At 64.3% G+C, this 22,168-nt stretch carries 25 protein-coding genes, 1 other RNA gene and 1 riboswitch; of the genes, 16 read left to right on the top strand and 10 right to left on the bottom strand.

All coding sequences use genetic code 11. The annotated features are described in order from the left end of the window. Window positions 1–164 precede the first annotated feature (164 nt). Window positions 165–365: riboswitch (cobalamin riboswitch) on the top strand. Between the two features lie 119 nt (window positions 366–484). From HU218_RS11345 to HU218_RS11310, 8 genes are all read left to right on the top strand, one after another. Continuing rightward, window positions 485–2,314, top strand: coding sequence for a TonB-dependent receptor domain-containing protein (locus HU218_RS11345; protein WP_174875051.1), 1,830 nt, complete (start codon window positions 485–487; stop codon window positions 2,312–2,314). A gap of 10 nt (window positions 2,315–2,324) precedes the next feature. Then, on the top strand, window positions 2,325–2,855 hold the full coding sequence (cobU, locus tag HU218_RS11340; protein WP_174875050.1) for a bifunctional adenosylcobinamide kinase/adenosylcobinamide-phosphate guanylyltransferase: 531 nt from the start codon (window positions 2,325–2,327) through the stop codon (window positions 2,853–2,855). Further along, complete coding sequence (locus tag HU218_RS11335) at window positions 2,852–3,724, top strand: cobalamin-binding protein (protein ID WP_174875049.1); 873 nt, start codon at window positions 2,852–2,854, stop codon at window positions 3,722–3,724. Before cobU ends, HU218_RS11335 begins: the two co-directional genes overlap by 4 nt. A 21-nt stretch (window positions 3,725–3,745) precedes the next feature. Further along, window positions 3,746–3,949 (top strand): hypothetical protein, encoded by a 204-nt coding sequence (locus tag HU218_RS11330; RefSeq protein WP_174875048.1) that lies wholly within the window; start codon window positions 3,746–3,748, stop codon window positions 3,947–3,949. Next, window positions 3,946–4,260, top strand: a complete 315-nt coding sequence (locus tag HU218_RS11325; RefSeq protein ID WP_174875047.1) for a cell division protein ZapA — start codon at window positions 3,946–3,948, stop codon at window positions 4,258–4,260. The genes HU218_RS11330 and HU218_RS11325 overlap by 4 nt, the downstream gene beginning before the upstream one ends. A 27-nt stretch (window positions 4,261–4,287) precedes the next feature. Next, window positions 4,288–4,468: non-coding RNA, 6S RNA (gene ssrS / locus HU218_RS11320), on the top strand. 24 nt (window positions 4,469–4,492) lie between these two features. After that, window positions 4,493–5,083: a 5-formyltetrahydrofolate cyclo-ligase gene (locus tag HU218_RS11315; RefSeq protein ID WP_174875046.1), complete on the top strand. Its 591-nt coding sequence runs from the start codon at window positions 4,493–4,495 to the stop codon at window positions 5,081–5,083. 97 nt (window positions 5,084–5,180) lie between these two features. After that, the gene (locus HU218_RS11310) at window positions 5,181–5,693 is read left to right on the top strand and encodes an anti-virulence regulator CigR family protein (RefSeq protein WP_174875045.1); all 513 of its coding nucleotides are present in this window, start codon (window positions 5,181–5,183) and stop codon (window positions 5,691–5,693) included. Window positions 5,694–5,696: 3 nt separating this feature from the next. On the opposite strand, the gene HU218_RS11305 is transcribed toward HU218_RS11310, so the two are convergent. Continuing rightward, a complete protein-coding gene (locus tag HU218_RS11305) occupies window positions 5,697–5,909 on the bottom strand; it encodes a hypothetical protein (protein ID WP_174875044.1) in 213 nt (70 codons plus the stop codon). Window positions 5,910–6,171: 262 nt separating this feature from the next. On the opposite strand from HU218_RS11305, the gene HU218_RS11300 reads away from it, so the two are divergent. From HU218_RS11300 to holA, 5 genes are all read left to right on the top strand, one after another. Then, complete coding sequence (locus HU218_RS11300) at window positions 6,172–6,630, top strand: EVE domain-containing protein (protein WP_174875043.1); 459 nt, start codon at window positions 6,172–6,174, stop codon at window positions 6,628–6,630. Beyond that, the gene (locus HU218_RS11295; protein ID WP_174875042.1) at window positions 6,630–7,442 is read left to right on the top strand and encodes a sulfite exporter TauE/SafE family protein; all 813 of its coding nucleotides are present in this window, start codon (window positions 6,630–6,632) and stop codon (window positions 7,440–7,442) included. The genes HU218_RS11300 and HU218_RS11295 overlap by 1 nt, the downstream gene beginning before the upstream one ends. A 158-nt stretch (window positions 7,443–7,600) precedes the next feature. Further along, window positions 7,601–10,216, top strand: coding sequence for a leucine--tRNA ligase (leuS, locus tag HU218_RS11290; protein ID WP_174875041.1), 2,616 nt, complete (start codon window positions 7,601–7,603; stop codon window positions 10,214–10,216). Between the two features lie 81 nt (window positions 10,217–10,297). Beyond that, entirely contained in the window at window positions 10,298–10,834 is a 537-nt protein-coding gene (locus HU218_RS11285) for an LPS-assembly lipoprotein LptE (protein ID WP_174875040.1), read from the top strand. Beyond that, window positions 10,815–11,828 carry a DNA polymerase III subunit delta gene (gene holA / locus HU218_RS11280; RefSeq protein ID WP_174875039.1) on the top strand — a complete coding sequence of 338 codons (1,014 nt, stop codon included), beginning with the start codon at window positions 10,815–10,817 and terminating at the stop codon, window positions 11,826–11,828. The genes HU218_RS11285 and holA overlap by 20 nt, the downstream gene beginning before the upstream one ends. A gap of 61 nt (window positions 11,829–11,889) precedes the next feature. Here the strand turns inward: holA and HU218_RS11275 are convergent, their stop codons facing one another. The 9 genes from HU218_RS11275 to HU218_RS11235 all read right to left on the bottom strand — a co-directional run bounded on the left by HU218_RS11275 (window position 11,890) and on the right by HU218_RS11235 (window position 18,285). Continuing rightward, complete coding sequence (locus HU218_RS11275) at window positions 11,890–12,582, bottom strand: lytic transglycosylase domain-containing protein (RefSeq protein ID WP_174875038.1); 693 nt, start codon at window positions 12,580–12,582, stop codon at window positions 11,890–11,892. A gap of 231 nt (window positions 12,583–12,813) precedes the next feature. After that, window positions 12,814–13,284 carry a 23S rRNA (pseudouridine(1915)-N(3))-methyltransferase RlmH gene (gene rlmH, locus HU218_RS11270; RefSeq protein ID WP_174875037.1) on the bottom strand — a complete coding sequence of 157 codons (471 nt, stop codon included), beginning with the start codon at window positions 13,282–13,284 and terminating at the stop codon, window positions 12,814–12,816. A 72-nt stretch (window positions 13,285–13,356) separates the two neighbouring features. Further along, a complete protein-coding gene (gene rsfS / locus HU218_RS11265; RefSeq protein ID WP_174875036.1) occupies window positions 13,357–13,725 on the bottom strand; it encodes a ribosome silencing factor in 369 nt (122 codons plus the stop codon). A gap of 156 nt (window positions 13,726–13,881) precedes the next feature. Then, window positions 13,882–14,589, bottom strand: coding sequence for a nicotinate-nucleotide adenylyltransferase (gene nadD, locus HU218_RS11260; protein ID WP_246211024.1), 708 nt, complete (start codon window positions 14,587–14,589; stop codon window positions 13,882–13,884). After that, a complete protein-coding gene (locus HU218_RS11255) occupies window positions 14,589–15,158 on the bottom strand; it encodes a beta-class carbonic anhydrase (protein WP_174875035.1) in 570 nt (189 codons plus the stop codon). The genes nadD and HU218_RS11255 overlap by 1 nt, the downstream gene beginning before the upstream one ends. Before the next feature lie 135 nt (window positions 15,159–15,293). Next, window positions 15,294–15,719: a GNAT family N-acetyltransferase gene (locus HU218_RS11250; protein WP_246211015.1), complete on the bottom strand. Its 426-nt coding sequence runs from the start codon at window positions 15,717–15,719 to the stop codon at window positions 15,294–15,296. Between the two features lie 97 nt (window positions 15,720–15,816). Next, window positions 15,817–16,260 carry an acetyl-CoA carboxylase biotin carboxyl carrier protein gene (gene accB, locus HU218_RS11245; protein ID WP_174875033.1) on the bottom strand — a complete coding sequence of 148 codons (444 nt, stop codon included), beginning with the start codon at window positions 16,258–16,260 and terminating at the stop codon, window positions 15,817–15,819. Window positions 16,261–16,392: 132 nt separating this feature from the next. Further along, window positions 16,393–17,376 carry a DUF2804 domain-containing protein gene (locus HU218_RS11240; RefSeq protein ID WP_174875032.1) on the bottom strand — a complete coding sequence of 328 codons (984 nt, stop codon included), beginning with the start codon at window positions 17,374–17,376 and terminating at the stop codon, window positions 16,393–16,395. Between the two features lie 48 nt (window positions 17,377–17,424). Further along, window positions 17,425–18,285 (bottom strand): MBL fold metallo-hydrolase, encoded by an 861-nt coding sequence (locus tag HU218_RS11235; RefSeq protein WP_174875031.1) that lies wholly within the window; start codon window positions 18,283–18,285, stop codon window positions 17,425–17,427. 110 nt (window positions 18,286–18,395) lie between these two features. Between HU218_RS11235 and HU218_RS11230 the strand changes: the two genes are divergently transcribed. From HU218_RS11230 to HU218_RS11220, 3 genes are read left to right on the top strand one after another with little or no spacing between them, the layout of a single operon-like run. After that, window positions 18,396–18,734, top strand: a complete 339-nt coding sequence (locus HU218_RS11230) for an ArsR/SmtB family transcription factor (RefSeq protein ID WP_174875030.1) — start codon at window positions 18,396–18,398, stop codon at window positions 18,732–18,734. Continuing rightward, window positions 18,731–20,440, top strand: a complete 1,710-nt coding sequence (locus HU218_RS11225) for a SulP family inorganic anion transporter (RefSeq protein ID WP_174875029.1) — start codon at window positions 18,731–18,733, stop codon at window positions 20,438–20,440. Before HU218_RS11230 ends, HU218_RS11225 begins: the two co-directional genes overlap by 4 nt. A 59-nt stretch (window positions 20,441–20,499) precedes the next feature. Next, window positions 20,500–21,957 carry a M48 family metalloprotease gene (locus HU218_RS11220; RefSeq protein ID WP_174875028.1) on the top strand — a complete coding sequence of 486 codons (1,458 nt, stop codon included), beginning with the start codon at window positions 20,500–20,502 and terminating at the stop codon, window positions 21,955–21,957. The last annotated feature ends 211 nt before the right edge of the window (window positions 21,958–22,168 follow it).

Genomic DNA, 22,168 nt, shown 5'->3' with positions numbered 1-22,168 from the left:
GGGAATACGGGGCATGGGGCTTCCTTACTGGCGCGGCGGGCGCAATGGCTGTGCCGGCGGATGACTTATCCGGCGACCATACGGCAGGCGCGGTGTGCTGGCAATTGTCTTGCGGCGGAATAAGCAAATTGCCGGCCATGTCGGCGGGGGCCGCCGGCTGCGGGTATAATCCGTGTCCTGCAGGTGTCCGGCATGTAACAGGCCGGATGAAACGGGAAGCCGGTGCAAGTCCGGCGCTGCCCCCGCAACGGTAAGGCCTGATGACGCGCGTCATCCAGGAGCGACCACAAGCCACTGCCCTCTGGGCGGGAAGGCGTCGCCCCGCAAGGCCAAGCCCGGAGACCGGCCTGCGATGGACGTGGCGGAATCGCGTCCTTGCTGGAGCATCGCGGGGAGGCGATCTGACAGTCCGCAGCCGTTATTGCCGCTTGCGTTGTCCTTTATTTCTCCGCACTCCGTTTTTTTCTTCCTGGAGTGTGACTCAATGTTCAACTACAAACCGTTGGCCGCGCTGGTAGCGCTGGCCTGTTCCCATGCCGCCCTGGCCGATACTGCTACCCAGCTGGATGAAGTGGTGGTGACGGCGACCCGCGTAGCGACGCCGATTGCCAAGGTGCTGTCCGATGTGACCGTGCTGGGTCGCGAGGAAATCGAGCAGTCCGGCAGCCTCAGCCTGCCGGAGTTCCTGGCGCATCAGGCCGGGGTGGAAATCTATAGCAATGGCGGTGAAGGCAAGACCGTTGGTCTTTATCTGCGTGGAACCAACTCCGGTCACGTTGTGGTGCTGGTGGATGGCATGCGGATTGTGTCTGCTACCGCGGGAAGTACCTCGCTGCAACACATCCCGCTGGCGGCGGTGGAGCGCATCGAGATCGTGCGCGGCCCGGCTTCCAGTCTGTACGGAGCCGATGCCATTGGCGGCGTGATCCAGATTTTCACCAAGAAAGGTGAGGGCGAGCCGCACCTGCAGGCTGAGGTTGGCATCGGTTCCGACGGCAAACGCCAGATCGGTGCCGGTATCAGCGGCAAGACCGGCAGCACCAGCTATAACCTGGCCTTCGACCACAACCAGACCGATGGTTTTTCGGCGACCAATTCTGGCGTGTCCTACGGCTATAACCCTGACCGAGACGGCTACGACAACACCACTTATCTGGCCAGCGTGCAGCACGAGTGGGCGGCGGGCCACAGCATCGGTGTAACGTTGTACCAGACCGAGGCGACTTCCGAGTACGACTCCAGCAGTAACGCCCAGGACGAAGAGCATGCCCGCCTGGCCGGCCAGAGTGTCGAACTGAAAGATCAGCTGACCGGTAACTGGTTGAGCACATTGCGCTACAGCCATACCGATGACCGCTCCATCAGCTACACCAACGGCAATTTCGACCAGTCTGACAGTACTTTTGAAACCCGTCAGGACGAATGGCTGTGGCAGAGCGACATCAAACTGGCGCCGGGTCAGCAGGTCACCGCCGGGGTATCCAATACCGAGCAGCATGTGGCGAGCTCTACGGCTTTCACCACCTCCAGCCGTAGCGTCAATGCGGTCTTCGCCGGCTATCAGGGCGAGTTTGGTGCCCATCGCCTGCAAGGCAGCGTGCGCTATGACGACAGCTCACAGTTTGGTGGCAAGCGCACCGGCCAGATTGGCTATGGTTTTGTGCCGGCAGAGGGTTGGCTGCTGCGTGCGGCTTATGGCACCGCCTACAAGGAGCCAACATTCAATGATCTGTACTACCCGCTTTCTTTTGGTTACCAGGGTAACCCCAACCTGAAACCGGAAGAGGCAACTAACCAGGAGCTGGCGGTAGACTGGCGGCACGGTAGCAATTTTGTAAAGCTGACGGCGTTCGATAACAAAATCGATAACCTGATTGTTATCACTGATGATTACTCGACGATGAACAATATCGGTCGGGCGCGTATTTCCGGGCAAACGCTGGAAGCTGGTAGCTCGTTTGGCGCTTTCTCTGTGGGGGCTAACCTGACTTCGCAGCGTGCCCGCGATCTGGATAGCGGCAAGCTGCTGAAAAATCGTGCCAAGCTGCTTGGCGGACTCACTCTTGGACTGCAACAGGGACGTACTCACTGGACCGCTGAATGGCGCTTCAGTGGCCGCCGCCCTGCCAATAGCAGCAACAGTGAGTATCTGGATGGCTATGGTGTAGTCAATCTGGGTGCCGACTACCAGCTGGATACGCACTGGACTATCGGTACACGCCTGACCAATATTGCCGACAAGCAGTACGAAACCGCCAAGGGCTATAACCAGGCCGGTCGTGGCTGGCTGCTGACTGCCCGTTACAGCAACTAAGCGAGTTCCGATGAAACACCTCATCACCGGCGGCGCCCGCAGTGGCAAGAGCCGCTTTGCCGAGCAACTGGCGCTGGCGCATGCCGGGCTGGTGCGCTATGTGGCCACCGCCGAGCGGCGTGCCGGGGATGGGGCGTTTGCCGAGCGGATTGCCCGGCATCAGCAGCAACGGCCGGCACGCTGGCAGCTGACCGAAGCCGGTCAGGCGCTGGCGCCGGTGCTGGCCGCTGCCGCAGCCGGCGAGCTGCTGCTGGTGGACTGCATGGGCATGTGGTTGATGCGTTTTTTCGATGTAAATGGTGATTTCGATCAGGTTGGCTGGCAGCTGCAGCGCGATGCCTTGCTGGCGGCGTTGGCCGCGACTCCGGCCAGCGTGCTGCTGGTGACCAACGAAATCGGCTGGGGCGTGGTGCCGCTGGGCGAGGAAACCCGCGTGTTTGTCGATGAGCTTGGCTGGCTGAATCAGGCGCTGGCGACCGTGTGTCAGCAGGTGACCCTGGTGGCCTGCGGCCAACCTTTGCGTCTGAAAGGGGCCGCATGAAACGGCTGGTGTTGGCCGCCGGCTTGCTGGCGGCTTGGCCGGTGCTGGCGCAGGTCAGCGTGCGCGACGGCATGGGGCAGATGGTGTCGCTACCGGCGCCGGCAACGCGCATCGTGGCGCTGGCGCCGCACCTGGTGGAAGACCTGTTTGCCATCGGTGCCGAACGGCAGCTGGCGGCGGCGGTGGATTACAGCGATTACCCGCCGGCGGCACGACAATTGCCGCGCGTTGGTGGTTACAGCGGTATCAGCCTGGAGGCGGTAATGCGCCAGCAGCCGGATCTGGTGGTGGCCTGGCGTGATGGCGGCAATGGCCGCGAACTGGCGCGGCTGCGTGAGTTGGGGGTGCCGCTGTATATCAGTGCGCCGGTGGCGTTGGCTGATGTCTCCAGCGAGTTGCGCCGGCTGGGCATGCTAACCGGACGCATCTCTGCGGCAGACGCCGCCGCGCGGCAGTATGAACGCGGACTACAGTCGTTACAGCAGCAGTATGCCCATGCCGCGCCGCTGCGGGTGTTTGTGCAGGTGGGCGACAATCCGCTGTTTACCGTCAGCAATCGCAGCTTTCTTGGCTCCTTGCTGGCACTGTGTGGTGGTCGCAACGTGTTTGCGGCGGCGCCGTTGCCGGCGCCGCAGGTCAGTAACGAGGCAGTGTTGCTTGCCCGGCCACAGGTGATGCTGGCTTTCGATGCCTCGCTGCAGGCACGCTGGCAACGTTGGCCGCAGCTGCCGGCGGTACGCGACCGGCTGCAATTCACGCTGGCGCCCGATCCGGTCAGCCGGCCCGGTCCGCGCCTGCTGCAGGGGGCGGCCAACGTGTGTGCCGCGCTGGATACAGCCCGCCGCAAGCTGGGTTTGACGCCCTCCTGACGCCCCGTTATCCTCGCCGCCATGGAACATGAACTCGACTATCTGGAAAGCCGTGTCGCCGCGCTGATTGCCCGCGTGCACGAGCTGGATGCGCAAAACAGCCGCCTTGCCGCCGCGCTGGGCGAATCCCTGCGCGACAATGCCGAGCTGAAGTTTGCGCTGGAAGAAACCCGCCATCGCGTGGCCGCGCTGATTGACCGGCTGCCCAAGGAGGAAGAGGCATGAGTGATGTGGTTCAGATCGACGTTACCCTGCTGGGGCGTCAGTTCACCATCGGTACCCCGGCCGACGAACGGGAAACGCTGGAACAGGCTGTGCGTCTGCTGGCCGACAAGATCGATACCATCCAGGCCGGTGGCCGGGTGATGGATGCCGACAAGGTGGCCATCATGGCGGCGCTGAACATCGCGCACGATCTGCTGAAAGTAAAAGTCGGCGATGGCGGCTTGGAGATGGCCACAATCCAGCGTAAAATACACACCATGAGCGAGGCAGCCGATCAGGCGCTGTCCGCCAGTCAGCAAAAGCTGTTCTAGCCGCTGCCGACAACCAGAATATCCGCTTACCCCCTGCGGTGTTCGAGAAGGCTCCTAAATTCCTTTGTACCAATGCGTTCGCTTTGGTTGCTAGTAGACGTTGCGGGTGTGCCGCGCCCCTTGCGGGTGTGCCCGAAGCAACATGCAGGCGACCCCCTGGAAACAGGGTACAAGCGAATTTTGCCGGATCGACACTCGCGGGGGACTCCCATCCCCTGGCCAAGTCTGCCTCATGACTACTAACCATCCCGTTGCCGACAAGCAGGCCTTGCGCCGCCAGGTGCGCCGCGCCCGTATGGCGCTGACGCCGCAACAGCGGGCGGCAGCAATGCGCGCCGTCGCACGCTATGCGTCCCGGTTTCTGCGGCGCGGCAAGCGGATCGGCGCTTACCTGGCTGCCGGTTCCGAGCTCGATCTGGATGTGCTGATCAGCACCGTGTTGTGGCGTGGCGGCGATATTTACCTGCCGCAGATTCCGGCTGGCAGCCGGCGGCTGTGGTTCAGCCGGCTGGGTGGCGAGCGGCGCTGGTATCGGCATCCGCGTTACGGTATTGCCGAGTACGACGGCCCCTGCCTGCGGGCGGAAAAGCTGGATGTGCTGTTTGTGCCGCTGCTGGCGGTGGATGCGCAGGGCTACCGCATGGGGCAGGGCGGCGGCTTTTACGACAGCACGCTGGCCTTTCGCCAGCGCCATCCGCAGCGCCGGCCGCTGCTGGTCGGTGTCGCCTATGACTGCCAGCGCGTGGCGCGGGTGCCGCGCGAGCCGTGGGATGTACAGCTCGACTACCTGGTGACCGAGAGCGGACTGTACCGCTTCCGCTGACCGCCGTCGCATTCGGTCACACTTCCACACACTTTTAGTAACGATATTCGCGTGCCGGTCTGATAGGCTGAAATTGTCATTTCACAGGAGTCGCTTCATGAAACGCGATTGGCACACAAAGACACTGTTGGCCGCCATCAGCCTGTCGCTGGTTGGCATGCCGGTGATGGCCGCCCCGCCGGAAGGCAAGGGCAATGGCAACCATCAGGACGGTTACCAGCATCAGGGTGAAACGCCACCCTGGATGCAGGGCCAGAAGCATGACAAGCATGAAAAATACAGCAAGGGTGGCAAATCGGCGCATCACGATGCCGGCTCGCGCCACTATGAGAGTGCAGGCATCTCGCGTGACGACGCCCGTCGCTTCGCATACGAGTCGCACCTGAACTACGGCGAGTATCGTTCCCTGCCGCCAGGCATCCGCAAGAATCTGGCTCGGGGCAAGCCGCTGCCTCCGGGCATCGCCAAGCGCTACGTACCGCATGACATGCTGGTGCGCTTGCCGGAGCGTCCGGGTTACGAGTGGCGCGTAGTCGGTACCGACCTGGTGCTGGTGACGGTCGGCACCCTGATCGTGCATGAAATCCTGAAAGACGTATTCATGCACTAGCCGTCAGCGCCGGCGTGCCGGTGGCGGTTTGCTGCCGGTGCGCTGGCGTTTCTTGCTGCGCGCCTGGTAACGCAGCATCAGGATATATCCTCCTGCCAGGATGATCAGCGCCCCGGCCAGCCGGCCAACGGCCAGTTCCAGCTGGGTCAAAGCCAGCGTGCCCGAACCCAGGCAAAGGTAGGGCTCCATTTCGTACAGCGTGTGCGGCAGGTACATGGCTTCTCCTCTCTGCCGGCGAGGCAGACACGACATCACCTTCCATCATAGCTGCCCTGCCCATCAATTTTTTCATATAAGTGGCTGATTTTAAATGTTGAATGGCTGATTTTCTGGTGGTGTGCTACACGGGATGATCTGTCTGACGGGCTATGCGTAACGGGTGGCCGTGCGTGAATTTCACCTGCGCAGAGCAGTCGATGGATAATGGGCTTTCTTGGAAATGATCTGCCAGCGTCATAGCGGCAGCAGGAGAGACCCCGTGCGTTACTGGCTGATGAAATCCGAACCCGACGAGGTTGGCATTGACCACCTTGCGGCCAACCCTGACAAGCTGTTCGAGTGGACCGGCGTGCGCAATTACCAGGCGCGCAATTTCATGCGCGACGACATGCAACCGGGCGACCTGCTGCTGTTCTGGCACTCCTCCTGCCCCGAACCGGGCATTGCCGGCATCGCCGAGGTGGCAAGTGCCGCGCATGCCGACTCTAGTCAGTTCGATGCCGCCAGTCCGTATCACGACCCCAAGTCCGATCCCGCCAATCCGCGCTGGCAGTGCGTGGACGTGCGTTTTGTGCGCAAGACGCGGCTGGTGTCGCCACAAGAGTTGCGCCAGCACCCGCTGCTGGCGGAGATGATCGTGCTGAAGCGGGGCAACCGCTTGTCGATTACCCCGGTGACGACGGAGGAATGGCGCTACCTGATGGAAGAGGTGTTGTGATGTTGTCGCTATCGATGTTTGCGATCTTGCTGCTGTGCGGTGCCGTGGCCGGTTTCCTGGCCGGGCTGCTGGGTGTGGGCGGCGGACTGGTGATCGTGCCGGTGGTGGTGGGGGTGCTGGACGCGGCCGGGCTGGGTGGTAGCCATGTGCAGCACCTGGCTGTGGGGACCTCGCTGGCGGTGATGGTGTTCACCAGCTTTGCCAGTGTGCGGGCGCACCACAAGAAAGGCGCCGTGGACTGGCAGCTGGTGCGGGGCATGGCACCGGGCATGGTGCTGGGTACCTTTGGCGGCAGTTTGCTGGCCGGGCTGATTCCCGGCCACGCGTTGCGCTGGTTTTTTGTGCTGTATGCCTATGTGATCGGCGCGCAGATGTTTTTGGGCGCAAAGCCGGCGGCCAGCCGCGACATGCCGGGACTGGCCGGGCAGACGGCGACCGGCGGCGTTATCGGCATGATTTCCAGCTGGGTCGGCATCGGTGGCGGTTCGATGAGCGTGCCGTTCATGAGCTGGTGCAATGTGCCGGTGCATACCGCCATTGCCACCAGTGCGGCGCTGGGCTGGCCGATCGCGGTGTCCGGCGCCATCGGCTACCTGCTTAGCGGCTGGCAGCAGCCGGGCTTGCCATGGGGTGCCATCGGCTTCGTCTACCTGCCGGCGATGCTGGCGCTGATGCTGATGACGGTGCTGCTGGCGCCGGTGGGGGCGCGTGCCGCCCATGCGTTGCCGGTGGCCGGGCTGAAAAAAGCCTTCGCCGTGCTGATGGTGGTGATGGCCAGCGAGATGCTGTTCGGCCTGCTGCGGCAGGCTTGAAAACCAGTTTGACTGTTGCAGGGTTGGCCGCCAGGTCAGTCCTGCTGTTTTTTTGAGCAATGCAAGTGGTGGCGCTCCTCGCCGCCGCTGCCATGCCTCGTTATAATGGCGCGATTGATTTTGCTCGCCATTTTTCGCTTTTCTCAGACAAAGACACCATGCAAGAACATTACAGCCCGCGCGAGATCGAAACCGCCGCGCAACAGAAATGGCAGAAAACCGCAGCCTTCAAGGCGGTTGAAGATACCTCGCGTCCCAAGTACTACGCGCTGTCCATGTTCCCGTACCCGTCCGGCAAGCTGCACATGGGCCACGTGCGCAACTACTCCATTACCGACGTGCTGGCGCGCTTCAAGCGTCACCAGGGCTTCAACGTGCTGCAGCCGATGGGCTGGGATGCCTTCGGCCTGCCGGCGGAAAATGCGGCGATGAAGAATGGTGGCGCGCCGGCTGCCTGGACCTACGCCAACATCGAGTACATGAAGAAGCAGCTCGATAGCCTGGGCTTTGCGCTGGACTGGGATCGCGAGCTGGCGACCTGCAAGCCGGATTACTACCGCTGGGAACAGTGGCTGTTTACCCGCCTGTTCCAGAAGGGCGTGATCTACAAGAAAAACGGCGTGGTGAACTGGGACCCGGTAGACCAGACCGTGCTGGCCAACGAGCAGGTGGTGGATGGTCGCGGCTGGCGCTCCGGCGCGCTGGTGGAAAAGCGCGAAATCCCGATGTACTACTTCGCCATCACCCAGTACGCCGACGAACTGCTGAACGACCTGGACAAACTGGATGGCTGGCCGGAACAGGTCAAGACCATGCAGCGCAACTGGATTGGCAAGAGCTTCGGCGCCGATGTCACCTTTGCCTATGACCAGGCCAGCATCGGCCACGGCGGCCAGCTGAAGGTGTACACCACCCGTCCGGATACCCTGATGGGCGCCACTTACGTGGCCGTGGCTGCCGAGCATCCGCTGGCCACCCAGGCCGCTGCGGTCAACCCTGAACTGGCGGCCTTCGTCGCCGAGTGCAAGAAGGGCGGCGTGTCCGAAGCCGACATCGCCACCCAGGAAAAACGCGGCATGGATACCGGCCTGTTCGTCATCCATCCGCTGACCGGCGCCAAGCTGCCGGTATGGGTCGCCAACTACGTGTTGTGGGGCTATGGCGAAGGCGCGGTAATGGCGGTGCCGGCACACGACGAGCGCGACTTCGAGTTTGCCAACAAATACAGCCTGCCGATCAAGCAGGTGTATACCCCGGCTGCCGGCGACGACAACTTCGATGCCGCCAACTGGCAAGACTGGTACGGCGCCAAAGAAGGCCTGATCACCGTCAACAGCGGCAAGTACGACGGCAAGGATTTTGCCGGCGCCTTCGACGCCATCGTCGCCGACCTGGAAGCCAAATCCGCTGGAGCCAAGAAAACCCAGTACCGCCTGCGTGACTGGGGTATCAGCCGCCAGCGCTACTGGGGCTGCCCGATCCCGATCATCCACTGCCCGTGCTGCGGCGATGTGCCGGTGCCGGAAAAAGACCTGCCGGTGGTGCTGCCGGAAAACGTGATTCCGGATGGCGCCGGCTCCCCGCTGGCCAAGATGCCGGAATTCTACGAAACCAGCTGCCCGAAATGCGGTGGCGCGGCCAAGCGCGAAACCGACACCATGGATACCTTCGTGGAATCCAGCTGGTACTACGCGCGCTACGCCAGCCCGCAGTGCGACACCGCGATGCTGGACAAGCATGCGGCCAACTACTGGCTGCAGGTCGACCAGTACGTGGGCGGCATCGAACACGCCATCCTGCACCTGCTGTACGCGCGCTTCTTCCACAAGCTGATGCGTGACGAAGGCCTGGTGGACAGCGACGAGCCGTTCAAGAGCCTGCTCACCCAGGGCATGGTGGTGTGCGAAACCTTCCATCGCGACCTGCCCAATGGCGCCAAGGACTGGATCGCGCCGCAGGACGTGGTGCTGGAGCGTGACGGCAAGGGCAAGATCATTGCCGCCACCCACCGCGTGGATGGCCTGCCGGTGCAGATCGGCGGCATCGAGAAGATGTCCAAGTCCAAGAACAACGGCGTGGACCCGCAGGAATTCATCGAGAAATACGGCGCCGACACCGCGCGCCTGTTCATGATGTTCGCCGCCCCGCCGGAGCAGTCGCTGGAATGGTCGGATGCCGGCGTGGAAGGTGCGCACCGCTTCCTGAAGCGGCTGTGGAAAACTGCCCGCGAGCACGTGGCCGCCGGCATTACCGCGCCGTACACCGCTGGTGAGCTGAACGCCAGCCAGAAAGAGCTGCGCTTCAAGCTGCACAGCACCATCCAGAAGGTGAGCGACGACTACGGCCGCCGCCAGCAGTTCAACACCGCCATCGCCGCGGTGATGGAGCTGCTGAATACCTACGACAAGGCCGATACCAGCGGTGACGTTGGCCGCGCCGTGGCGCAGGAAGTGCTGGAAGCCGCGACGGTGCTGCTGTCGCCTATCGTGCCGCACATCACCGATGCGATCTGGAGCGAACTGCAGCCGGGCAGCGAACTGCTGAACGCGCCGTGGCCGCAGGTGGACGAGGCCGCGCTGGTGAAGAGCGAGCTGGAGCTGATGATCCAGGTCAACGGCAAGCTGCGTGGCAGCATCACCGTGGCTGCCGACGCTGCCAAGGATGCCATCGAGGCCGCCGCGCTGGCGCACGACAACGTGGTGAAGTTCATGGAAGGCAAGCCGGCCAAGAAAGTCATCGTGGTGCCGGGCCGTCTGGTCAACATCGTGGTGTAACACGTCGCGTGGCGCCCCGGCGCCACGGCGGTTTAAGGCGGCGCGGTCTGACCCGCGCCGCTGTCATCTGGAAGAGATGCAATGAAACGAATGCTGCGCAACATCGCCCTGCTGGCCTGCATCGGCAGCCTGTCCGCCTGCGGTTTCCAGCTGCGCGGCCTGTCCACGCCGCTGTCGCAGTCGGCGCCACTGAGCTTCACCACCCTGCATGTTGCCAAGGCCGGTTCGCTGCAATCCGCGCTGCAGACGGCATTGCGTCGTGACGGCCGCATCCAGTTCGAAGGCATCAAGGGTACTGCCGATGCCGTGTTGAGCATCGTGGACGAGGAGGACCGCAAGGATGTGCTGGGCGTCAGCCTGGCTGGTGACGTCAACGAATACATGCTGATTTACAGTGTGACAGCCACGGTGCAGCGCCTGCAGGATGAGGTACCGCTGCGACTTACCGTAACCCAGCGCCGCACCATGAGCTATAGCGACTCGGTCACCTTGGGCAAGGAACGCGAAGAGCAGCTGTTGCGCGCCGACATGCGCAAGGAAGCAGCCGACCAGCTGGTGCGCCGTCTGGGCTATCTGCCGGTAGCAGGAAGCAAGGCCGATGCCGGCAAACAGCCCTGAGGCGCTGAAGGAGCAGCTGGCGCGCGGTGCGCCGGCTGCACTGTACCTGGTGTACGGCGAGGAGACGCTATTGGCGCTGGAAGCGGCTGACAGCATCCGCGCTGCCGCCCGCGCCGCCGGCTATCTGGAGCGCGAAGTGCTGACTGTAGAGGGGGCTGGCTTCGACTGGTCGCAGCTGCGTGATGCCATGAGCAGCGTGTCGCTGTTCGCCAGCCTCAAGCTGCTGGAAATCCGCATTCCCGGCGGCAAACCGGGCACCGAGGGTGGCGAGGCGCTGCAGCAGCTGGCGGCCAACCCGCCGGACGATACCGTCACCCTGATCCAGCTGCCCAAGCTCGACAAGACGCAACAGAAGAGCAAGTGGTTCACCGCGCTGGAAAAGGCCGCGGTGCTGGTGGAGGCGCGCCCGGTTGGCCGCAACGACTTGCCGGCGTGGATCGCGCGGCGGCTGAAGCTGCAGGGCCAGACCCTGAGCCATGAGGCGGCCACCTTTTTTGCCGACCGGGTGGAAGGCAACCTGCTGGCGGCGAAACAGGAAATCGACAAGCTGGCGCTATTGCATCCGCCGGGCGAGTTGACGCTGGCACAGCTGCGCGAAGCGGTGGCCAACGTGGCGCGTTTCGACGTGTTCCACCTGTCGGAAAGCTGGCTATCCGGTGACGTGGCGCGGGCCACGCGCATGCTGGACGGGCTGGAGGCGGAAGGCGAAGCGCCGGTGCTGGTGTTGTGGTCGTTTACCGAGGATGTGCGCATGCTGATCCGACTCGGGCGCGGCCTGCAGGAGGGCCGCAGCGTGCGCGACATGGCCGGCGAGTTGCGGCTGTGGGGTGACAAGCAGCGGGTAGCGGAACCGGCGCTCAAGCGCATCGGCGGCAAGCAGCTGATGGCGGCACTGGCCGAGTGCGCCCGCATCGATCGCCAGATCAAGGGCGTGGAGCCGGGAGAGCCGTGGCACAGTCTGAAACGGCTGGCGGCCAGGTTGGCCGCACGCTAGCCAGCGCAGCATGAAAAAAGCCCGGAGCGTTCCGGGCTTTTTTCATGCTGGCGCGCTGCGCTTACAGCGGGGTGTCGGCCGCGACCACCAGCTTGACACGCTGCGGCTGGTACTGCGCCGGCAGCAGGCTCTGGCCGGTACGGAGCTGGTAGGAGGCCAGCACCTTGGCCACGTAGTCACGGGTTTCCTGATAGGGCGGAATGGTATTGCGGTACTTGCTGACCGCGCCCTCGCCGGCATTGTAGGCGGCCAGCACCAGCGGCATATTGTGGTTGAACAGCGCCAGCAGGAAGCGCACGTAGCGAGCGCCGGCACGCAGGTTCTGCACCGGGTCCGCCGGGTTGCTGCTGCCGAAGCGCGACGCGGTGTCCGGCATCAGTTGCATCAGGCCGATGGCGCCTTTCGGCGAGACTGCCCCGGCGTTGTAGCCGGATTCGACGGTGATGATGGAATGCAGCAACTGCGGGTCAAGTTGCTGTTCCCGTGCGATACGGTTGATCAGCTTGGCGAACTGCGCGGCAAGTTGCCGGTTGTAGCCCGGCGCATCCACTTGCGGGACGGGCAGAGACGGTTCGGTTACCGCGGGCAGTACCGGTGCCGGCGGCATGTCATAGCTCAGGGTCGCACCCAGCCCGGGGGCGGTGGCATCGGCGCGGATGTCGTAGTCGTTAGCCAGTGCTTGGCTACCGGCGGCATAGGCGGCGGGTAGAAATAAAGCCGCCAGAAGTCCGGTCAGTAGGGCGCGTTTGATCATGATGACAATTAAAGAACCAGCTGGCCGTGTGGCCCGATGCCTGCATATTAATAAGAAAAAAACAGAATTACCAGTAACAGTTTCTTTCAAATAATGGCGGCGACATGGCCGGCTGCCCCCGCTTCCGCCGCATCCAGCGAGCTGTTTCGGGGGCTGTGGCGTTAAACAGCTTGTGACAGGCCGGCAGCGGACCGGGGTAAAAAACAGCCGGCTGTTGCTTGCCGGCGACGTTTATTCGCGGTGATACGGGTGGTTGTTGAGGATGGAGTAGGCGCGGTACAGCTGTTCGGCCAGCAGCACGCGCACCATGCCGTGCGGCAGGGTCATCGCCGACAGCTGCAGCATGATGTCGGCGCGCTGCTTCAGCTCCTGCGACAGGCCATCGGCACCCCCGATGACGATGGTGATATCGTCACCGCCGGCCATCCACTCCTTCATCGCCGCCGATAGCTGCATCGAGGTCCAGTTCTTGCCGCGCTCGTCCAGAATCACCAGTTTGCTGCGCGGCGGGATGGCGGCCACGATACGCTCGTGTTCGGCGGCAATGCCCTTCTCGGCGGTGACGCCGCCGCCGCGTTTTTCCGGTTTGATCTCTTTCAGCTCGAAGCTGATGTCGCGGCCGAAGCGTTTGGCGTAATCGCCGAAGGCCTCGTCCACCCAGCGCGGCATCTTGCTGCCCACCGCCAGTAGCGTGATTTTCATGTCGGCTTTCCAAAACAAGGTTGGCCGCAGCGCCTTGCGACGCTGCGGCCAACTTCGGGTCAAGCGGCTAGCCTAGACGGCGGCGTTCCACGGACGGCCCACCGGGTTGAAGGACGGCTTCTGGCCGCCCCACAGCGCTTCGATGTCGTAGTAGTCGCGCACGGCCGGCAGCATCACGTGCACTACCACGTCGCCGGCATCCACCAGTACCCACTCGCCGCTTTCGTGGCCTTCGGTGCCGACCAGGTCGACGCCGGCTTCTTTCAGGGTCACGGCCACATTGTTGGCCAGTGCCTTCACCTGACGGTTGGAGTCGCCGGTGCACACCACCAGACGCGAGAACAGCGAGGTCAGGTTGGTGGTGTCGAGCTCGACAATATCCTTGCCCTTTACGTCTTCCAGGGCTTCAACGGCCAGTTTGGCGATGTCTTGAACTTCCATGTTTTTCCTTGCAATACGTTGCGGGACATGGCGGCAGGGTAGCGGTGGCTGCGGCCAGAGGTTCCGTAAAAGATCGGGGTGCCGCGGGACAGCGGCGGTTGGCAGCGCGGGCGGGTGCCCGGCGGCGGGACGCATCGGAATGCTTGATGACGCCCCTTACCTTGCCGTACTCCGGTATAGCCGATGGCGGGTGATGTACTGCATCACCTCGGGAGCCATCAGCCCGCTGCAGTCCTCGCCGCAGGCCAGCTTGTGGCGCAGTAAAGTGGCGGAGAGGGGGACGGGGGGCAAGGTCAGGGCGCGGATTGTACCGGAAGCCGCGCTATTTGAAAAATCAGGCACTTGCCGCCAGTACGGCTGCAGTTCGGCCGGGAGGTTGGCCGCATCGAAACCGGGCCGCACCGCTACCGCGATATTGGCCAGCTGCAGGATGTCCTGCCAGCGCTGCCAGGTCGGCAGCTGGTGCAAGGAGTCGCCGCCGATCAGCAGCCATAGCTGGCAGGCCGGGCCCAGTTCGGCGCGCAATTCTTCCAGCGTTTCCACGGTATAGGCCGGGCGTGGGCGCATCACTTCGCGGTCGTCGGCCAGCCAGCCGGGGTGACCGGCGATGGCTAGCTGCACCATTGCCAGCCGCTGGGCGGCGCTGGCTTGCGGGCCGCGGTCGCGGTGGTAGGGATTGCCGGCGGGAATCAGCCGCAGCTCGTCCAGCCGGCACTGCGCGAAGAAGGCTTCCGCCATGCGCAGGTGGGCACTGTGAATCGGGTCGAACGTGCCGCCGAACATGCCGACGCGGCGCATGGCGGCAGCGGCAGCGTCGGGGGCTGGCGCTGCAGCGGTGGTGGCTTGTCTGCTGTCGGCCGCCATCAGGCCTGCGGCAGGTTGCCGTCGATGATCAGGTCCAGCTTGCCGGTGGCCGGATGGATCACCAGACCGTGTACCGGGATGTCTTTCGGCATCAGCGGATGGCTGCGGATGGTGGCCACGGTATGGCGCACGCTGTCCTGCACGTTGTCGAAACCTTTCAGCCAGCTATCCAGGTCGATGCCGGCGCCGCGCAGGGTGGTGATGGTGTCGGCGGACACGCCGCGCTCCTGGGCGTTGGCCAGGATGCGGGCCGGATCGATGGCGCGCATGCCGCAATCGTGGTGGGCCACCACGCAGATTTCCTCGGCGCGCAGCTCGTAAACCGCAATCAGCAGGCTGCGCATTACCGAGCCCCACTGGTGGGTCACCAGCGCGCCGGCGTTCTTGATCAGTTTGGCATCGCCGTTCTTCAGGCCCATCGCCTTGGGCAGCAGTTCTACCAGGCGCGCATCCATGCACGCCAGCACTGCCAGGTTCTTGTCCGGAAACTTGTCGGTGGTGAATTGTTCGTACTCGCGCGCCTCGACAAAGGCGCGGTTGTGATCAAGCAGGCTGTCCAGCAGGCCCATGATGTACTCCTGTTTCGGTTGCCGGCCCGCGGGTAGCGGGAGGCGACACGGGATTGGTGTATTTGCTCTATCGATTTTGTCGGGCGCCATGCTACCACGCCCGGCTCCGAAGCCAAGCCCGTGCCGTTGCCGGCCTTACGGCAGCTGCTTGCGCAGCGTCAATTGCGTCTTGATATGGCGATAACCGTGGCGCTGGTAAAAACGGTGGGCATCCAGCCGCTGTTCGGCACTGCGCACGGTCAGCTCGGCAATGCCGTGGCTGGCGGCCCACTGTTCGCAGGCCTGCAGCAGGTGTGCGCCCAAGCCCTGGCTGCGGCTGTCGGCCGCCACCACCAGCCCGCCGATTTCCACGCAGGTAGCGGATTCCAGCAGCGGGCGGATATAGCCGTGAATCCAGCCGCGCACCTTGTCATGCTGTTCGACCACGTGGACAAAATGCTGTTCCGGCGCGGCTAGCAGCACGGCGAGACGTGCGGCCAACGTGCTGCTGTCGGCCGGATACCCCAGCTCGGTAGACAGGGCAGCCAGCGCGGCGGCATCGGCTGGCAGGGCGGGGCGCATGGTAATGGTCATGGCGCGGGTGACGGGGAAAAGGCGATGCGCCAGTGTTGCAGAACGCGATGGCGGCGACCAGTGGCCGCCGGCACGGTGTCGCGCTTCAGTCGATGCGGAACAGCGGGGTGCCGGACTGCACGTTGTCGCCATCGGCCACCAGGATGGCGCGCAGCGTGCCGCTGCGTTCCGCCTCGATGCTGTTCATCAGCTTCATCGCTTCGACGATGCACAGCGTGTCGCCGGCCTGTACCTGTTGCCCGAGCTGCACGAAGGCGGCGGCGCCCGGAGCGGGGGCCAGATAGCAGGTGCCGGGCATCGGCGAGCATTGCGCCTGTTCATCCACGGCCGGTGCCTGCGGTGCGGACGGGGTGGCCGCCAGCTGCGGTACGCTGATGGCGGCGGCGGGCGGCGCGCACAGAATGGGTAGCGGGCTGGCAGCGCTGCCGCGGCGGATGCGGATCTGTTCGCCGCCGATGCTGACATCCAGCTCGGTGATGCCGGAATGCTGTACCAGTTGCAGCAGCTGCTTCAGTTTGCGTAGTTCCATGTGCTCTCGATTCCTAATGGTCAAGCCATCTTGATCGGTGGCCGCTGCCATAGTGCCGCATTATTGCTGGCGCTTTGTTGGCAGTATGTATCAGTGCGGACATGCAGCGTCGGCATGCCGTCCGCTGTAGTGTTACCAGCGCGAGTGGTGGTCTTCGGTGACACCGGCCAGGGCGTTGACCGGGTAGGCCACGCCGGTAAGCGGGTGGATCAGCCGGCCGTCGAAGCGGCCCACCGGCTGGATATAGCGGCTGGCGGCCAGCAGCAGGTTCTTGTCACCGCTGCGGGCGCCTTCCGGGGTAAAGCACAGCTCCACCGCACCATCGCTGCTGCGGATCTGCCACGGCGCCAAGGGGTTGGCCGCATCGAATTCGAACTCGGCAGCGCCCACCCGCCATGGCACACCATCCAGCCAGATGGCGTTCTCGGCGTCGCCCATATAGCCGGCTTGCAGGTTGAAACCCAGCTGCCCGGCATGGGCGCTGGCCCAGTGCCAGCGGGTATCGCGCGCCAGCAGCCCGTTGGAGGCATCCAGGCTGGCATGACAGTCGGCCAGGTTGAAACGTTCGCCGCCACATTCGGCAAAGCCGCTGCAGTGCAGGGCGCCGCTCTTGTGCGTGGCGTGGGCCAGCCAGTTAGCCGGGGCGATGGCCGCCAGCACGGTGTCGGCGGCCGGCTGGGCAATATGGGCGGCCAGCTTTAGTTCGTCGGTATTGACGGTGAGTTCCAGCCGGTTACCGGCATGGCGGAAGGCGATGCAGTCGCTGCCGCGGCGGAAGGTGGCATCGCCAAAGGCGCGGTTTTCCACCCGGGTGGACAGCAGCGGCAGGCCGGTGGCATCGAAGTTGGCCGCCAGCAGGCCGCGGCGGCGGTCGAACAGGTAGGCAAAGGCACTGCCGGCCCAGCCGACATCCACCACCGCGACCCCGATCAGGAAGTCGGCGTGGGCAAAGGCGGCATACTGCCAGCGTTTGTGGTGCAGCTTGCGTAGCAGGCGGCGGCCCGGCAGGGCGCGCCAGGACAGTTCCGGCACGATGCCGCGATACATGCCGAAGGCCGGAATGCCGCGTTCGTGTACCAGCCGCGGCGGTGCCGCGGGCAGTAGGGATGGCGCCATGCGCTTGGACGGCCAGACTCCGCCCGCGGTGTGAATGAGCACCGCAGTCTACAGCAGATTCAACGGAATCTTTAAATATGACAGCCCGTTCGCGGCAGTTGGTGGCAAGTTGCCGGCACGAATGTTGATCTGGATCGACGGGATCAGCAGCACCGGCGCGCCCAGGGTGGCATCGCGGGCCTGGCGCAGGGCGACAAAGTCGGCTTCGCTGACGCCGCTATGCAGATGGATGTTGGCCGCTTTCTGTTGTGCCACGGTGCTGCAGGCGCTGGCGGCGCGGCCGGACGGTGGATAGTCGTGGCACAGCCACAGCCGGGTGTGGTCCGGCTGCGACAGTAGCCGCTGCGCCGAGCGGTACAGGGTGGCGGCGTTGCCGCCGGGAAAATCACAGCGTGCGCTGCCGACGTCCGGCTGGAATAATGTGTCGCCAATGAAAATGTCATCGCCGGCACGGTAGCCGATGTCGGCCGGGGTATGGCCGGGCAGGGCCAGCACCTGCAGCTGCAATTCGCCGACCTGCAGGCTGTCGCCATCGGCAAAAAGCTGGTCAAATTGCCGCCCGTCGGTGGCAAAGTCTTCTTCCAGCTGGAAGATCGGCTTGAAGACGCGCTGCACGCTGTCGATATCGCGGCCGATACCGGTACGGCCGCCCAGCTGCTGCTTGAGCCAGGCGGAGGCGGACAGGTGGTCGGCGTGGGCGTGGGTTTCCAGAATCCATTCCAGTTGCACCCCTTGCGCGTGAACGAAGTCAACCAGTCGCTGGGCGTTGCCGTAGGAAATGCGGCCCGCCTTGGGGTCGTAGTCCAGAACCGGGTCGATGATGGCGGCGTGACCGCCCGGATGGTCGTACAGCACATAGCTGTAGGTGCCGGTAACCGAATCGAAGAATGGCTGGATTTGTGCTTGCATTGTTGCTCCCGACGGCTGACAAAGATTGCCTTTTTCACTATATATCAAAATATAATGTTGGCGGTGCTCTGCGGAGACACACGCTGATGGATGACAGAGTGGGGATATCCATGGATTTGACTGTACTGCATGACAATGCCAGCCGCGCGGCAGCCTTGCTCAAGAGCCTGGCCAACGAGGATCGCCTGCTGCTGCTGTGCCAGCTGGTGGAGGGCGAGAAAAGCGTCTCCGAACTGGAGCGGCTGACCGGCATCCGCCAGCCCACGCTGTCGCAGCAGCTGGGTGTGCTGCGTAACGAGGCGCTGGTGAATACCCGCCGCGAAGGCAAGTGGATCTACTACAGCGTGGCCAGCGAGCAGGCACTCGCCATTCTGGAGACGCTGTACGGCCTGTACTGTGGCCGGGTGCCGAAGCCGGCGGTGATCGAAGACACCCAGCAGTCGGCATGAGCGGCGTGTTGCCGTACTGGTTGCAGCATTACCGCCGGCAGTGGCTGGCGGGCGATATCAGTGCCGGGGTGCTGGTCGCGCTGCTGCTGGTGCCGCAGGGGCTGGCCTATGCGCTGGTAGCCGGCCTGCCGCCGCAGACCGGGCTGTATGCCAGCCTGTTGCCGCTGCCGTTGTATGCCTTGCTGGGGCGCAGCCACGCGCTGTCGGTAGGGCCGATGGCAGTGACCTCGCTGCTGGTGGCGGCCACGCTGGGCAAGCTGGGGCTGGCGACACCGGCGGAATACCTGCTGGCGGCCATCTGGCTGGCCCTGCTGTCCGGCGCGATGCTGCTGCTGTTCGGCCTGTTCCGGCTGGGTTTTCTCGCCGATGTGCTGTCCGAGCCGGTGCTGGCCGGCTTTACCGCTTCCTCCGCGCTGCTGATCGTGCTGTCGCAACTGGCGCCACTGGCCGGCTTCCACGGCGGCGGCGCCAGCCTGCCGGAGATCGTCGCCGCCCTGTGGCGGCATGGGGGCGAGGTTTCTTCCCGTGCCCTGCAGATCGGCGTGCCCGCGCTGCTGCTATTGTGGTGGGCCCGGCGCGGCCTGCCGCGCCAGCTGCATCTACGCGGGCCGTTTGCCTTGTTGCTGGAGATACTGACGCGCGGCATGCCGATGCTGGTGGTGCTGGGCAGCATGGTGGCGGTGGGCGTGCTGGACTGGCACGGCCAGCTGCCACAGGTTGGCCGCATTCCTGCCGGCCTGCCATTGCTGCAGTGGCCGGCGTTGCCGGCCGGCGGCTTGCAGGCGCTGGTGTTGCCGGCCTTCTTCATCGCGCTGATCAATTACGTCCAGAGCCTGTCGGTGGCGCAGCTGCTGGCGATCCCGCGCCGCGAGACAGTGGACCCGGACCGCGAACTGCTGTCGCTTGGCGTCTGCAATATCGGCGCCGCGCTGTGCGGCGGTTTTCCGGTCACCGGCGGACTGACCCGCTCGGTGGTCAATGCCGAAGCCGGTGCCAATACCCAGCTGGCGTCGCTGCTTAGCGCGCTGCTGATCGCGCTGGTATTGCTGCTGGGCAGCGGCAGCCTGGCGGCATTGCCGCTGACCGCGCTGGCCGCCACCATCATTGCCGCGGTGGCGCCGCAGGTGCGGCTGGCACCGTTGTGGCATGCCTGGCGTGCCGAACGCAGCGATGCGGTCGCCTTTGCGGTGACCTTCCTGCTGGTGTTGTGGCTGGGGGTGGATAGCGGCATCGTTGCCGGCGTGGTGATCTCGTTGGCCGCATGGCTGATGAAGAGCAGCCGGCCGCATATGGCCGAGCTGGGGCTGTTGCCCGGCAGCAGCCACTTCCGCAACGTGCTGCGTCACCCGTGCCTTACCCTGCCCGGGGTGCTGATCCTGCGCATCGACGAAAGCCTGTATTTCGGCAACGCCCGCCACGTGCGCGATGCCTTGCTGGCAAGGTTGGCCGCCGCCGGCCAGGTCCATACCCTGTTGCTGGTGATGAGCGCGGTCAACCGGGTCGATGTGTCCGGACTGGCGATGCTGGAACGGCTGGACGACACCCTGGCAGAACGCGGTGTGCGCCTGCAGCTGGCCGAAATCAAGGGGCCGGTTTGGGATGTATTCGGCAAGGCCGGTCTGGCCGGCCGCTTTGCCGGGCGGGTGCACCTGTCGACCTTTGCCGCCTGGCAGGCACTGCAACCGGCGCCGGATTTTCATATCTGACACACATCCACACAAACTAGCGCAGCAGCGCCGGCCGCTAACTGGCTATCATAAGCCGCATGAAAACTGTCTTCCGCCTCTCGCCCCTGCTTACCGTCCTGTTGCTGGCCTGGCCGTCCTGCGCGCCGCTGGCGGCGGACAACCTGCCCAACCTCGGTACGGTGGCGGAATCCGCCGTGCCGCAAGCCGAGGAAAACCGGGTTGGCCGCGACATCCTCAACTCGCTGCAGGACGATGGCGAGGTGATCGACGATACCGAGGTCAACGACTACCTGGGCGATCTCGGCGGCACGCTGGTGTCGGCGTCGCAGAATACGGCAACGGCGTTCAGCTTCTTTGTGGTGCGCGATAACAGCATCAACGCCTTCGCGCTGCCCGGCGGCGTCATCGGCGTGCATAGCGGGCTGCTGCTGGCGACACAGAGCGAGGGCGAGCTGGCATCGGTGCTGGCGCACGAAATCTCGCATGTGACCCAGCGCCACCTGGCGCGCATGTCGCAGAGCAATAGCCAGAGCCAGCTGTGGGTACTGGCGGCCATCCTGGCCGGGGTGGTTGCCGGCGCGCACAGCAGCAACAGCGATGTAGCATTTGGCGCCATCAATGCCGGGGTGGGCATCGGCGCCAGCCAGCAGCTGTCGTACAGCCGCGATTTCGAGCGCGAGGCCGATCGCATGGGGATGCAGTATCTGGTGGCGGCCGGTTTCGACGCGCGCAGCATGCCGGCGTTCTTCGAGCGCCTGCAGCAGGTGCAGCGCCACAACGACAACAATGCCTTCGGTTTCCTGCGTACCCACCCGCTGACCCAGGAGCGCATCAGCGAAAGCCAGGCGCGGGCACAGGCCTACCCGCCGCGCATGCGGCAGGACAGTAGCGATTTCCTGTTGCTGCGCGAGAAGCTGCGGGTGGCGACCCTGCCCGGCGACGAAGCGCTGCGCTACTACCATACCGCGCTGGCCGCCGGCCGCTACCTCAGTCGCGGCGCCGCGCTGTACGGACTGGTGCGCGCGCAGCTGGCGCAGGGCAATGTGCGCGAGGCGCAGGCGCTGTGGCCGCAGCTGAAAGCGGCGTTGCCGCCGCATCCCTCGCTGGCGCTGCTGGAAGGCGAGCTGCAGCGTGCCGCCGGTAATCCGGTAGCAGCGGCCAGCACCCTGCAACGGGCGCTGGAGCTGTACCCGGGGCGGCGTGCGCTGCGGCTGGCGCTGATCGATACCCTGCTGCAGGACCATCGCCAGGCCGAGGCGCGGCAGGCCATCGATGCCGCACTGGCGCGCTACCAGGACAGCCCGCAGCTGTGGCGGCTGGCCGCGCGCAGCTATGGCGAGGCCGATGCCTTGCGCTATCACGCCGCACTGGGCAATGCGTTCTTTTACGAACAAAAGTTCGAATCCGCGCGCCTGCAATACCAGCTGGCCAGCCAGGCGCTCGGCGACGACTTCTACCTGCGCTCTTCTATCGAGGCGCGTCTCAACGAATTAACCACTAAGCTGAAACCGGAACCGGGCAGCCCCCGCCGCTAGCTTGTCGCATGTAGTGCCGCGGTTACGGCCAACCTGTCCGTAATCAGCTGCGCGGCATGGCCGCACTGTGCCGCCCGGCCACGCCTGACAATCGCAAAAAAACAACATGTTGCGTCGCAATATCCGGCTATTTGTCACCGTTTTCGAGTGAAAACCCTAATAGGCTATTCCGTGGTGAAAGAGGCAGGCTATACACTTTGCCGCGTGTAAG

The organism is Vogesella oryzae (assembly GCF_902829295.1).
Taxonomy (GTDB): domain Bacteria; phylum Pseudomonadota; class Gammaproteobacteria; order Burkholderiales; family Chromobacteriaceae; genus Vogesella; species Vogesella oryzae.
The sequence above is the reverse complement of the archived record's forward strand: the minus strand, read 5'-3'. Positions and strand labels throughout refer to the sequence as shown.